Here is a 12,992-nt window from a genome sequence, read left to right on the forward strand (position 1 = left end):
TTCTTGCGTCTTTTCCACAACGCTTTCTCCACGCTGCAATGTAGCCAAACGTAGACACGTACGTAGATAACAAAGGGTCGAATAATGATGCAATCCATGTACAGTCATTCCTACCTGTTCGGTGGGAATGCACCGTTCATCGAGGAACTGTACGAACAGTACCTCGCTGATGCGAATTCGGTTCCGGCCGAATGGCGTGAATACTTCGACAAGCTGGCCCAGGCACCGGGCGCGGCTGAGCGCGATGTACCGCACATGCCCATCCAGGAATCCTTCATTCAACTGGCCAAGAAACCGGCCAGCGGCCCGCGCAACAGCACCGGCGGCGAATGGGAAACCATGCAGAAGCAAGTGGGTGTGCTGAAACTGATTTCGGCCTATCGCGTACTGGGTTCCCGTCAGGCCAACCTCGACCCGCTCAAGCGCATGGATCAGGCTACCCTGCAAGAGCTGGACCCGCACAAGCACGGTCTGACCGATGCCGACATGGCGGTGCAGTTCAATGTGGGCTCGCTGGTGGCCCCGCAAAAGCTGCCGCTGTCCGATATCCTGTCGCGTCTGAAACAGACCTACTGCGGCAATATCGGTCTGGAATTCATGCACATCACCAAGTCGGACGAAAAGCACTGGGTACAGAAGCGCTTTGAAGGCGATCTGTCCACCCCGCGCTACGATGCCGCCAAGAAAATGCGCATCCTCAAGCAGATCACCGCGGCCGAGACCCTGGAACGCTATCTGCATACCAAATACGTTGGCCAGAAGCGCTTCTCGCTGGAAGGTGGCGAATCCACTATCGCCGCACTGGACCACCTGATCCACAACGCCACTGCCGTTGGTGTGCAAGAGCTGATCATCGGCATGGCCCACCGTGGCCGTCTGAACGTGCTGGTGAACACCCTGGGCAAGCAGCCGCGTGACCTGTTTGCCGAATTCGAAGGCAAGGCCGCCCAGCAAATGGCCTCCGGCGACGTCAAGTACCACATGGGCTTCTCCTCCGACATCCCCACCGCCAGTGGTCCGATGCATGTGTCGCTGGCGTTCAACCCGTCGCACCTGGAAATCGTCAACCCGGTAGTGGAAGGCTCGGTACGTGCCCGTCAGGACCGCCGCAAGGACAGCGAGCGCAAGTGCGCCGTGCCGGTACTGATTCACGGTGACTCCGCCTTTGGCGGCCTGGGTGTCAACCAGGGTACTTTCAACCTGTCGCAGACCCGCGGCTACGGTACCGGTGGCACCATCCACATCGTGATCAACAACCAGGTGGGTTTCACCACCTCGGACACGCGCGACATGCGTTCCACCCTGTACTGTACCGACGTGGCCAAGATGGTTGAAGCGCCGATTTTCCACGTCAACGGTGATGATCCGGAAGCCGTCTGCTACGTGATGCAGGCTGCGCTGGACTACCGCATGCAGTTCAACAAGGACGTGGTCATCGATCTGGTCTGCTACCGCAAACTGGGTCACAACGAAGGTGATGATCCCTTCCTGACCCAGCCGATGATGTACAAGAAGATTGCCAAGCATCAGGGCGTGCGCGCCATGTATGCCGAGCGTCTGGTACAGGAAGGCGTGCTGAAGGCAGAAGAAGCCGAAGCACTGATCCAGGCCTACCGTGACGCGCTGGACAAGGGCGAGCACGTGGAACAGACCGCGCTCACCAACTACAAGCGCGAACATGCCCTGGACTGGAGCCAGTACATGGGCACCCACTGGGCGCACCCCACCGACACCTCGCTGCCGCGCGCCGACATCCAGCGCCTGACCGAGAAGTTCACCACCCTGCCGGAAGGCTTCAAGCTGCACCCCACCGTGCAAAAGGTGCTGGCTGCACGCAAGGCCATGGCTGCCGGTGAACAGAATGCCGACTGGGGCATGGCCGAGACCCTGGCCTATGCAAGTCTGGTGACCAATGGCTTCGGTGTCCGCCTGTCCGGTGAAGACTCCGGCCGAGGTACTTTCTCCCACCGTCACGCCGTGCTGCACGACCAGAACCGCGAACGCTGGGACCAAGGCTCCTACGTGCCGCTGCGCAATATGTCCGACAACCAGGCTGAATTCCTGGTGATCGACTCCATCCTGAACGAAGAAGCGGTACTGGCCTACGAATACGGCTACGCCTGCTCCGCACCGGATCAGTTGGTGATCTGGGAAGCCCAGTTCGGCGACTTCGCCAACGGCGCCCAGGTGGCGATTGACCAGTTCATTTCCTCCGGCGAAACCAAGTGGGGCCGTCTGTGCGGCCTGACCACCATCCTGCCGCACGGCTACGATGGCCAGGGTCCGGAGCACTCCTCCGCCCGTCTGGAACGCTGGCTGCAACTGTGCGCCGAGCACAATATGCAGATCGTGATGCCGTCCGAAGCCAGCCAGATGTTCCACATGCTGCGCCGTCAGGTGCTGCGTCCGTACCGCAAGCCGCTGGTGATCTTCCTGTCCAAGCGCCTGCTGCGTTTCAAGGACTCCATGAGCCCGATCGAAGACTTCACCAACGGCAGCTTCCGCCCGGTGATCGGCGATGCCGTGGTACAGGATCCGAAGAAAGTGAAGCGCGTGCTGCTGTGTGCCGGTCAGGTGTATTACGACCTGGCTGCCGGCCGCAAGGAAAAGGGCCTGGAAGACGACATCGCCATCGTGCGCATCGAGCAGTTGTATCCCTTCCCGACCGAGCAGGTAGCCGCCGAACTGGCACGCTTCCCGCAAGCCAAGGAAGTGATGTGGGTGCAGGAAGAGCCGCGTAACCAGGGTGCCTGGTACCAGATCCGCCATCGCCTGGAAGGTCTGTTGATCGGCAAGCAGTTCTTGTCGTTCGCTGGTCGTCCGTCTTCCGCTTCCCCGGCCGTAGGCTACATGAGCAAGCACGTTGCCCAGCTCAAGGCCTTCGTCGAAGAAGCCATGACGATTGCCAAGTAAGTACACGCCAACACAACGATTACACTGACGGGGGCGGCAGGATGACCGCCCCGCTCTGGAGAAGAACATGATTATTGAAGTCAAAGTCCCCCAACTGCCCGAGTCCGTTTCCGAAGCCACGCTGATGACCTGGCACAAGAAAGCTGGCGATTTCGTCAATCGCGACGAAAACGTCATCGATCTGGAAACCGACAAGGTTGTGCTGGAACTGCCGGCACCGCAGGCTGGCGTGATTGTTGAAATCATCGAACAGGATGGCGCTACCGTGGTTTCCGGTCAGCTGATCGCCCGCATCGACACCGCCGCCAAGGCTGGCGATGCCCCGGCTGCCGTTGCGGCTGCCCCGGCTGCTGCCGCTCCGGCTCCGGTACAGGCTGCTCCGGCTGCTGCACCGGGTGGCGCTGCCATGCCGTCCGCTGCCAAGCTGGCTGCCGAAACCGGCGTGAACCTGGCCAACGTGACCGGCACCGGCCGTGATGGTCGTGTGCTGAAAGAAGACGTACAGGCTGCTGCCGCTGCACCGTCGCAAGCCGGCCCGGTACTGGCTGCTGCCAGCAATACCGGTGTGGCCCTGGCCGCCACCCCGGCTGCCGTCAACGTGGCTGCCGTGCTGGGCGACCGTCCGGAACAAAGCGTGCCGATGTCCCGCCTGCGTCAGCGCGTGGCCGAGCGTCTGGTGATGAGCCAGCAAACCAACGCCATCCTCACCACCTTCAACGAAGTGAACATGAAGCCGGTGATGGACCTGCGCGCCCGTTACAAGGACCGCTTCGAGAAAGAGCACGGCGTGAAGCTGGGCTTCATGGGCTTCTTCGTCAAGGCCGTGGTTGCCGCGCTGAAGAAATACCCCATCGTCAATGCCTCCGTTGATGGCAACAACATCATCTATCACGGTTACTTCGACATCGGCGTGGCCGTTGGCAGCCCGCGTGGTCTGGTGGTGCCGGTCATCCGCAATGCCGACCAACTGAGCCTGGCCGAGATCGAAAAACAGATCGCCGACTTCGGCAAGCGCGCCCAGGAAGGCAAGCTGACCGTGGAAGAACTGACCGGTGGTACTTACACCATCTCCAACGGCGGTACTTTCGGTTCCATGATGTCCACCCCCATCATCAACCCGCCGCAATCCGCCATTCTGGGCATGCACGCTACCAAGGAGCGCGCAGTGGTTGAGAATGGTCAAGTTGTCGTGCGCCCGATGATGTACCTTGCCCAGTCGTACGACCACCGCATCATCGATGGTCGCGAAGCGGTACTGAGCCTGGTGGCCATCAAGGACGCCATTGAAGATCCGGCCCGCCTGATCCTGGACCTGTAATACCGGGTCTGTAATGTCTGCTGGCCGCAAGCGTGCTTGCGGCCACTTTGAATAATGTGAACGGAGAAATGATGATTTTGCCTGACTGGCTGTATGCGGTAGCTTCCATCCTGGCTGGGGTCGCCATTGCGGTACTGACCTGGAAGAAGCAGCAACGCGGTATTCGCGAGGACCGTTACACCCTGGTGGGCAAGCTCATCATTGCCGTGTTCATGATTGCTTTCGGGATCTTGCTGTTCAAGGTCGGTAAATCCTGATCAAGGAAAATCAATGAGCCAACAGTTTGATGTAGTTGTGATTGGTGGCGGCCCTGGCGGTTATGTGGCTGCCATTCGTGCTGCCCAACTGGGTTTCAACACCGCTTGCGTCGATGCATTCAAAAACCCGGAAGGCAAGCCTTCGCTGGGTGGTACCTGCCTGAACGTGGGTTGCATCCCGTCCAAGGCACTGCTGCAGTCCTCGGAAAACTTCCACGCGGTACAACACGACTTTGCCAAGCACGGCATCAGCGTGTCCGGTGCCAAGATGGACGTCGCCGCCATGCTGGAACGCAAGACCGGCATCATCAGCAAGAACGCCGCCGGTATCAGCTTCCTGTTCAAGAAGAACAAGGTTGCCAACATCCACGGTCTGGCCGCCCTCAAGGGCCGTCAGGGCGACAAGTGGCTGATCGAAGTCACCGACAACGGTGCAGTGGTTGACACGCTGGAAGCCACCAACGTCATCATCGCCACCGGTTCCAGCCCGCGTCAGCTGCCGGGCCTGGCCACCGACAACCACATGGTGCTGGACAACGAAGGCGCTCTGGCACTCTCCGCCGTACCGAAGCGTCTGGGCGTGATCGGTGCCGGTGTGATCGGTCTGGAAATGGGTAGCGTGTGGAAGCGTCTGGGCGCGGAAGTGACCATTCTGGAAGCCGCACCGACCTTCCTGGCCGCTGCCGACCAGCAAATCGCCAAGGAAGCCTTCAAGACCCTGACCAAAGATACCGGTCTGGACATCAAGCTGGGCGTGAAGATTGGCGAAATCAAGGCCACCAAGAAGCACGTTACCGTCAACTACGAGCTGAACGGCGAAGCCGTGGCTGCCGAATTTGACAAGCTGATCGTCTCCATCGGTCGCGTGCCGAACACCTCCGGTCTGGGTGCCGAAGCGGTTGGCCTGCAACTGGACGAGCGTGGCTTTGTTGCCGTGGACGACCACTGCCACACCAATCTGCCGGGCATCTGGGCGATTGGCGACGTGGTGCGTGGCCCGATGCTGGCGCACAAGGCTTCCGAAGAAGGCGTTGCCGTGGCAGAACGCATTGCCGGCCAGAAACCGCATGTCGATTTCGGCGTGATTCCGTGGGTGATTTACACCTCGCCGGAAATCGCCTGGGTGGGCAAGACCGAAGAACAGCTCAAGGCTGAAGGCATCGAATACAAGAAGGGGACTTCCGGTTTTGCTGCCAACGGTCGCGCGCTGGGTCTGGGTCAGGCACAAGGCACGGTGAAGATTCTGGCCGATGCCAAGACCGACCGCATCCTGGGCTTGCACATGATCGGCCCGATGGTGTCCGAGCTGGTGACCGAAGGCGTGGTGTCGATGGAATTCAAGGCCGCCAGCGAAGACCTGGCCCGCATTGTCCACGCCCACCCCAGCCTGTCGGAAGTGGTACACGAAGCTGCACTGGCCGCTGACAAGCGCGCATTGCACGGCTAAGTGCTGCGGGGCCGTGTACAATCACACGGCCCCATAAATCTGTCCGGTAACAGCCGGGCAGATTTGCAAAGAGGGTATGGGAGCAGGGACTGCCGCGAGAACAGTTCCGCCCCGATACATTAGGGTTGAGGAAGCGACCAAGGAATAGAGACGTTGGCCAGACAGGGCCCGCCATCATTTCCACCGAAAGGAAACCATAGATGAACCTGCACGAATACCAAGCGAAAGAGCTGCTGGCCAAATACGGCTTGCCGGTACAAAAGGGCATTCTGGCCACCACGCCGGAAGAAGCCGCTGCCGCTTATGACCAACTGGGCGGCAAGTTTGCCGTCGTCAAGGCCCAGGTGCATGCCGGTGGCCGTGGCAAGGCCGGTGGTGTCAAAGTGGTAAAGACCCGCGAAGAAGCCGCTGAAGTCGCCAAGAGCCTGATCGGCACCAACCTGGTGACCTATCAGACCGACGCAGCCGGCCAGCCGGTCAACAGCGTATTGGTATGCGAAGACATGTACCCGGTACAGCGCGAACTGTACCTGGGCGCCGTAGTGGACCGTGGCAGCCAGCGCGTTGTGTTCATGGTGTCCACCGAAGGCGGCGTGGAAGTCGAAAAAGTAGCCGAAGAAACCCCGGAAAAGATCATCAAGATCGAAATCAACCCGCTGGTTGGCATGCAGCCGTTCCAGGCGCGTGATGCCGCGTTTGCCCTGGGTCTGTCCGGTTCGCAAATCGCCGCCTTCAGCAAGCTGATGCTGGGTGCTTATCAGGCTTTCGTGGAAAACGACTTCGCCCTGTTCGAAGTAAACCCGCTGGCGCTGCGTGAAAACGGCGAACTGGCCTGCGTTGATGGCAAGATCAACCTGGACTCCAACGCCCTGTACCGTCACCCGGCCCTGCTGGCCCAGCGCGACAAGTCGCAGGAAAACGAACGCGAAGTGAAAGCTTCCGAATTCGACCTGAACTACGTGGCCCTGGAAGGCAATATCGGCTGCATGGTGAACGGTGCCGGCCTGGCCATGGCCACCATGGACATCATCAAGCTGAAGGGTGGCCAGCCGGCCAACTTCCTGGACGTGGGTGGTGGTGCCACCAAGGATCGCGTGATCGAAGCCTTCAAGCTGATCCTGGCCGATGATTCGGTCAAGGGCGTGCTGATCAACATCTTCGGCGGCATCGTACGTTGCGACATGATTGCCGAAGCCATCATCGCCGCGGTGAAGGAAGTGAACGTGACCGTGCCGGTGGTTGTGCGGCTGGAAGGCAACAACGCCGAGCTGGGCGCCAAGATTCTGGACGAATCCGGCCTGAAGCTGGTTTCCGCCCAGGGCCTGAACGACGCAGCCGAGAAGATCGTTGCTGCCGTTGCTGCGCTTTAATCACCTGCACCGCATAAGGATTTCAAAATGAGCGTATTGGTAAACAAAGACACCAAAGTGCTGGTGCAAGGTTTCACCGGCAAGAATGGTACCTTCCACGCCGAACAGGCGCTGAAGGTTGGCACCAAGGTAGTGGGTGGTGTAACTCCGGGCAAGGGCGGTTCCGAGCATCTGGGCCTGCCGGTGTTCAACACCATGAAGGACGCCGTGCGTCAAACCCAGGCTGATGCCTCGGTGATCTACGTACCGGCAGCGTTTGCCAAGGATTCCATTCTGGAAGCCATCGACAGCGGCGTGAAGCTGATTGTCTGCATCACCGAAGGCGTGCCCACCCTGGACATGCTGTACGTGAAAAAAGCCGTGGACGAAGCCGGCATCCGCCTGATCGGCCCGAACTGCCCGGGTATCATCACCCCGGGTGAGTGCAAGATCGGCATCATGCCGTGGCACATCCACAATCCGGGCCGCATCGGTATCGTGTCCCGTTCCGGCACCCTGACCTACGAAGCCGTGGCACAAACCACCGCCCTGGGTCTGGGTCAGTCCACCTGCATCGGTATCGGCGGCGACCCGATTCCGGGTACCAGCCACATCGATGCCCTGAAACTGTTCCAGGACGATCCGGATACCGACGCCATCGTGATGATCGGTGAAATCGGTGGTACCGCCGAAGAAGAAGCGGCTGAATTTGCCAAGGCCTACGTGACCAAGCCGGTAGTGGGCTACATCGCCGGTGTGACTGCTCCCAAGGGCAAGCGCATGGGCCACGCCGGTGCCATCATCTCTGGCGGCAAGGGTACTGCCGAAGAGAAGTTCAAGGCCTTCGAAAAGGCTGGCATCGCCTACACCCGCAGCCCGGCCGAAATCGGCAAGACCATGTTCGAACTGCTGAAGTCCAAGGGCATGATCTGATTGCAGGTTTCACTTGCTGCAGCAAAAACGCCACCTCCGGGTGGCGTTTTTTTATGGTCAGTCGCGGCATGTCATGCCGGACTGCTGTCAGCCGGCGATTTATGCTAGAACTTGGCATCTGCTGCCTGGTCGGACAGCAAGGGCAAGCAAGTGAACGAGGAAAGGAATGTGATGCGTAAATGGCTTTGTCTGTTGGTGCTGCTTACCAGCGCCTGCAGCAGTTTCCCCACCCGCGAGGGCTATGCACAAAAGGCGTATTACTGGCAGGGCAAGGACGCCAATGCCTTGTTGGCACAATGGGGTGCGCCCAGCAAGAGCATGCCCATGCCCAATGGCAACACGCTATACACCTACAGCAAGTCCTATACCCAGCAGCAGCCGTATTTTGACAACCGCCGCTTCGAGCCGGGCAGTCGCTTTACCGTGACGGAAAACGGTCAGAGCCGGGTGATCGAAACACCGGGGCGCTGGGTTTACGATGGCAGCATCGGTGGTGGTGTCATGCACTATAGCTGCACCACCAATTTTGTGGTCAATGCCAAGACCCAGCTGATTGAATCGGTCAGCTTTGAAGGCAATGACTGTGTGGCAGTCCCACGGCAATAAGAGCGGCTGACAAAACAGGGTAGCCCCCCTGGAGCAGCCGCGCCTGTGCAGACAGTAGCATCCGTACGCCAAGGCGGCGCAACACCGCGGCAGCATTTTTGTCAGCGACGCTAAGCCGCTTACGGCAGCTTCCACTCGCCACTGCTGCTGAACGGCAGACTGGCGACGCCTTGCAAATCCTCCAGCCGGCCTTGCAGCTGGTATTCCAGTTTGCCATCGCCCTGCACGGCCTTGCCCAGTTGCTTTAGCCAACTGCCCAGCGAGGTATGCACCCGGACTTGGATTTCGCTTTCGCCCAGCGCGGCCACATTGATCGCCTGATTGCTTACCCCGCTGGCCATGTGTTGGCCGGCTACGCTCAGTTCAAAACTGAGCCCGCTGGCACGCAATGGCACGGTGTTGGGGTTCTGCAAACGCAGGGTGAGGTCGAAATTCTGTTCCAGCAGGGTAGAGGCTGCCGGGCGGATATCCACCAGGCTGACTTGCGGTTTTTTCAGTCCAAAGGTGCCGCAGCCGCTTAGCCACAGGCAAAGCAAGAGTGTGATCAGTCTGAGCAAGTCATGGCGTTTCATTGCAGTCCTCCCAGTACTTCCTGCGTGACGGCGATCCAGGCGCGGGCGGCATGGGACAGATAGCCGCCCTGCTGCCAGATGAGCGCCAGATGCCAGATCAGCCAGGGGTTGGACACCGGAATCACATCATATTGGCTGCGGTCCAGCCGTTCCACCACCGAGCGAGGCAGCAGGGTGATGCCCAGTCTGGCATTCACCAGTTCGACAATGAAGTCCCAGTGCGCGCTGCGGCCGACAATATTCAGCGGCTTGCCCATTTCGCGGAAGGCATGGCTGATGCGGCTGGACAGGGTGAAGTCCTCCGGATACAGCACAAAGTTCTGGTCGGCGATTTCCGGCAGGGTAACGGTGGAGCGGCCATGCCAGGGGGAGCCGGCAGGGGCAATCAGGCATAAGGGGTCGCGCACCACGGCAAATTGCTGAAAGAAACTGTTGTCCACTGGCAATACGGCAACACCGATTTCCAGTTCGCCGCTACGCACGCTGTTTTCGATGGCCAGCGCGCCGTCTTCCACCATCTTCAGCTCGATGCCGGGGTAGCGCTCGCGGAATGCGCCTACTACCGGCGCAAAAAAGGCCACGCCCACCATGGGCGGCAGGCCGACCACCAGTTCACCGCGGGTGAGGCCGGCCAGATCGTTCAGTTCGTTTTTCAACTGGTTCATGGCGGACAGCACATCCATGCCACGCTCGAAGGCCACCTTGCCGGCATCGCTCAGCCGGAAGCTGCGGCCTTCGCGGATGATCAGCGGTGTGCCCAGTTCTTCCTCCAACTGTTTCACCATCTTGCTGATGGTGGGTTGGGTGACAAACAGCGCATCGGCAGCCTTGGTAAAGCTATGGCGTTTGACTACTTCCACAAAGTAACGCAGCGCACGGATGTCCATAATCGATTCCTTTTGAGAATGAGTAGGATAATTTTAATTCATTTTTTGAATGAAATGGGCGCGACTATACTCGGTACTCGTTGCTGCTGATGGAGTGAGCGCACCATGAAAAGCCTGTCCAATCCTGCGGTAAAGCAAAGCCTGGCCACTGTATTGCAGGTGTGCATGCTCTGCCTGGTGTGGCTGCTGGCCAGTCGCTTGAGCCATGCCTTCTTGCCGGAAATTCCGGCTGGGGTACTGGGGATGTTTCTGGTGCTTGCCGCGTTGGCCCTGGGCTGGCTGCCCTTGTCCTGGTGCAAGAGCGGAGCACGCTGGCTATTGGCGGAGATGCTGCTGTTTTTCATTCCGGCCACGGTGGCCGTGGTGCAGTACCCGCAACTGATGGGCAGCATTGGTCTGCGTATCGTGCTGGTGATCCTGCTGTCTACCGTGCTGGTGATGACCGTCACTTCGCTGGTGGTGGATGCCGGTTACAAGTTTGAAATCCTGCTGAAGCGTCGCAAGCGACAGCACGGGGTGTTGTGAGATGGAAAACCTGCTGGCTTTTGGCTGTCTGGTATTGACGCTGGCGCTGTACTGGCTGGCAAAGAAATTGTACCGCCGTACTGGCAACTGGTGGACTGCGCCCTTGTTGGCGGTGCCCTTGCTGGTGATTGGCGCGGTGGTGGTGGGACATATTCCTTACCACACTTATTTTCAGGATACGCATTGGTTGAGCTGGCTGCTTGGCCCGGCCACGGTGGCATTTGCCATCCCGATTTACGAGCAGCGCCAGGTGATACGCAAGCATGCGCTGTCACTGAGCTGCGGTGTGCTGGTGGCGATGCCGGTGGCCGTGATGAGTTCGGTATGGCTGGCACGGGCTTTTGGTTTGTCTGAAATGTTGCAAAAAAGCCTGGCACCGCGCTCCATCAGTACGCCGTTTGCCATGGCCACTGCATCGAGCATTGGTGCTTCACCGGATTTGACCGCGGTGTTTGTGGTGATTACCGGTGTGGCCGGCATGTTGCTGGGTGAGCTGATGTTGATGCTATTGCCCCTGCGTTCGCGTCTGGCCAAGGGGGCTTTGCTGGGTGCTGCCGCACATGGTGCCGGCACCGCCAAAGCCAACGAACTGGGAGCGGAAGAAGGCGTGGTTGCCAGCCTGACCATGATGCTGGGTGGCATTGCCACGGTGTTTGCCGCCCCACTGATTGCCTGGTTCGTCTAAGACGCACCGGATTGAAGATTTCTCTGTAGTAAGCCCATGCCATCGGGAGTGGTGTGTGGTGTCTCTCCTCTTGTTGTACTCCCAAAACGAGCGTTGTTCGGGCTGACCCTATCCGGTCAGCCCATTTTTTTTGTCGCTTGAGAATCAAGCAAAGGTATCCACACTGCTGCCTTTGCTACTGTCGGCAGAATGCGCGATGGCGGCAAAGATGGCCTTGGTGGTGGCCAGTGCAGGATTGTGCTGCGCCTGCTGCAGTTTCTCACGCTGCTGCTTGTCGATTTCGGCCTGGGCTGCGCGTGCCATTTGTTGGGCTGCTGCGGCCACCGAGCGGTCCTGTCCGGATGGATCGACCGGTGCCAGCGCGGCTGCCGCCACTTGCCGGGCATTGGCCAGGGTTTCTTCTGCGCTCTGCCCGCTGGCCAAGCGGATGCTGACTTCTCCGCCGATCGCATATTGCTTGCCGTCCGGCCCTTCCTGATAGCTGTAGTTTGCCCCGCCGCTGACCAGTGCGCCGCCTGCGGCCATGTGCGCCTGTTCGTGCTGACGCACATCGGCATCGCGCGAACGCAGGGCGTCCAGCTGTTTTTGCTGCTCAGGCGTGAGCGGGGATCCGCTATAGATGGCGGAAGCTGAGGGGGGAGTCACCCCAGGAACCGGGGTGGCAATGGCGGCCATGCGTGCCGTGCTGCACGACGGACAGTTGCAGCTTGGCCCGTGCTGCAGTCCGCTGCTGCTATAGACACTGCTGCTGCTGCTGCTGATGGAAGCAATACTCATGATGTCACACCATCCTGAACCTTTTCAGTCTAGTGCATGTTTTCAGCCAATGCCTTGAATTAAAGCATTTTTTCGGGGTTTGTCTGCCGGGTGTTAGCGACCGGCAAGCAGCGTGCAAGGTGCTGTCTTTATCGATGGGGGATGGGCTGACGGCTTATTCTGGCAAGACAGCCGGCGGGCGCTGCGGCAGAATGACGGCCAGTGTCATGATGAACAGCCAGGAAAGCAAGACGATGCAACAGCAGGTAAGCCAGGAAAACCAGCGTGAGCTGGTGATGTCAGTATTGATGATGCCGGATATGGCCAATTTTTCCGGCAATGTCCATGGTGGCGTATTGCTCAAGTTGCTGGACCAGGTGGCGTATGCCTGTGCCAGTCGCTATGCCGGCTGCTATGTGGTGACCTTGTCGGTGGATCAGGTGCTGTTCAAGCAGCCCATCCATGTGGGGGAGCTGGTCACTTTCATGGCCAGTGTCAACCATGTAGGCCGTACCTCGATGGAAATCGGCATCAAGGTGGTGGCTGAAGACATCCAGCAGCGCTCGGTACGCCATACCAATAGCTGCTATTTCACCATGGTGGCGTTTGAAAACGGCAAGGCGGTGGCCGTGCCGCCCTTGAGTCTGGAAACGGATGAACAGAAAAAACGTTTCCGTGATGCGGAAATCCGCAAGAAATTGCGCATGGAAGCGCAGCAAAAAACCAGCGATCCCTGCTGAGCGC

Annotated in this window: 13 protein-coding genes; 10 read left to right on the forward strand and 3 right to left on the reverse strand. The window is 59.3% G+C overall.

The genetic code is table 11. The annotated features are described in order from the left end of the window. The first annotated feature begins 84 nt into the window (after positions 1-84). The 7 genes from DLM_RS01775 to DLM_RS01805 all read left to right on the forward strand — a co-directional run bounded on the left by DLM_RS01775 (position 85) and on the right by DLM_RS01805 (position 8,823). Positions 85-2,913 carry a 2-oxoglutarate dehydrogenase E1 component gene (locus DLM_RS01775; protein WP_089085066.1) on the forward strand — a complete coding sequence of 943 codons (2,829 nt, stop codon included), beginning with the start codon at positions 85-87 and terminating at the stop codon, positions 2,911-2,913. A gap of 67 nt (positions 2,914-2,980) precedes the next feature. Then, on the forward strand, positions 2,981-4,231 hold the full coding sequence (gene odhB, locus DLM_RS01780; protein ID WP_089085065.1) for a 2-oxoglutarate dehydrogenase complex dihydrolipoyllysine-residue succinyltransferase: 1,251 nt from the start codon (positions 2,981-2,983) through the stop codon (positions 4,229-4,231). A gap of 68 nt (positions 4,232-4,299) precedes the next feature. After that, positions 4,300-4,488, forward strand: coding sequence for a hypothetical protein (locus tag DLM_RS01785; RefSeq protein WP_059287349.1), 189 nt, complete (start codon positions 4,300-4,302; stop codon positions 4,486-4,488). Between the two features lie 13 nt (positions 4,489-4,501). Next, the gene (lpdA, locus tag DLM_RS01790) at positions 4,502-5,935 is read left to right on the forward strand and encodes a dihydrolipoyl dehydrogenase (protein ID WP_089085064.1); all 1,434 of its coding nucleotides are present in this window, start codon (positions 4,502-4,504) and stop codon (positions 5,933-5,935) included. A 200-nt stretch (positions 5,936-6,135) separates the two neighbouring features. Then, complete coding sequence (sucC, locus tag DLM_RS01795; RefSeq protein ID WP_089085063.1) at positions 6,136-7,305, forward strand: ADP-forming succinate--CoA ligase subunit beta; 1,170 nt, start codon at positions 6,136-6,138, stop codon at positions 7,303-7,305. 27 nt (positions 7,306-7,332) lie between these two features. Continuing rightward, entirely contained in the window at positions 7,333-8,217 is an 885-nt protein-coding gene (gene sucD / locus DLM_RS01800) for a succinate--CoA ligase subunit alpha (protein ID WP_045845617.1), read from the forward strand. Positions 8,218-8,388: 171 nt separating this feature from the next. Further along, positions 8,389-8,823, forward strand: coding sequence for a hypothetical protein (locus DLM_RS01805; RefSeq protein ID WP_089085062.1), 435 nt, complete (start codon positions 8,389-8,391; stop codon positions 8,821-8,823). Positions 8,824-8,942: 119 nt separating this feature from the next. On the opposite strand, the gene DLM_RS01810 is transcribed toward DLM_RS01805, so the two are convergent. Continuing rightward, entirely contained in the window at positions 8,943-9,395 is a 453-nt protein-coding gene (locus DLM_RS01810; protein WP_089085061.1) for an LEA type 2 family protein, read from the reverse strand. Beyond that, positions 9,392-10,282: a LysR family transcriptional regulator gene (locus DLM_RS01815; RefSeq protein WP_089085060.1), complete on the reverse strand. Its 891-nt coding sequence runs from the start codon at positions 10,280-10,282 to the stop codon at positions 9,392-9,394. Before DLM_RS01815 ends, DLM_RS01810 begins: the two co-directional genes overlap by 4 nt. 105 nt (positions 10,283-10,387) lie before the next feature. Here DLM_RS01815 and DLM_RS01820 point away from each other — a divergent pair, with 105 nt between their 5' ends. Both DLM_RS01820 and DLM_RS01825 read left to right on the forward strand, forming a co-directional pair. Further along, positions 10,388-10,807 (forward strand): CidA/LrgA family protein, encoded by a 420-nt coding sequence (locus DLM_RS01820; protein WP_089085059.1) that lies wholly within the window; start codon positions 10,388-10,390, stop codon positions 10,805-10,807. 1 nt (position 10,808) lies between these two features. Further along, positions 10,809-11,492: an LrgB family protein gene (locus DLM_RS01825; protein WP_089085058.1), complete on the forward strand. Its 684-nt coding sequence runs from the start codon at positions 10,809-10,811 to the stop codon at positions 11,490-11,492. A gap of 144 nt (positions 11,493-11,636) precedes the next feature. On the opposite strand, the gene DLM_RS01830 is transcribed toward DLM_RS01825, so the two are convergent. Next, on the reverse strand, positions 11,637-12,269 hold the full coding sequence (locus tag DLM_RS01830; protein ID WP_197715485.1) for a putative metalloprotease CJM1_0395 family protein: 633 nt from the start codon (positions 12,267-12,269) through the stop codon (positions 11,637-11,639). A 233-nt stretch (positions 12,270-12,502) separates the two neighbouring features. Between DLM_RS01830 and DLM_RS01835 the strand changes: the two genes are divergently transcribed. Beyond that, a complete protein-coding gene (locus tag DLM_RS01835; protein WP_089085099.1) occupies positions 12,503-12,988 on the forward strand; it encodes an acyl-CoA thioesterase in 486 nt (161 codons plus the stop codon). Positions 12,989-12,992 lie beyond the last annotated feature (4 nt).

It is taken from the genome of Aquitalea magnusonii, assembly GCF_002217795.2.
Lineage (GTDB): Bacteria > Pseudomonadota > Gammaproteobacteria > Burkholderiales > Chromobacteriaceae > Aquitalea > Aquitalea magnusonii_B.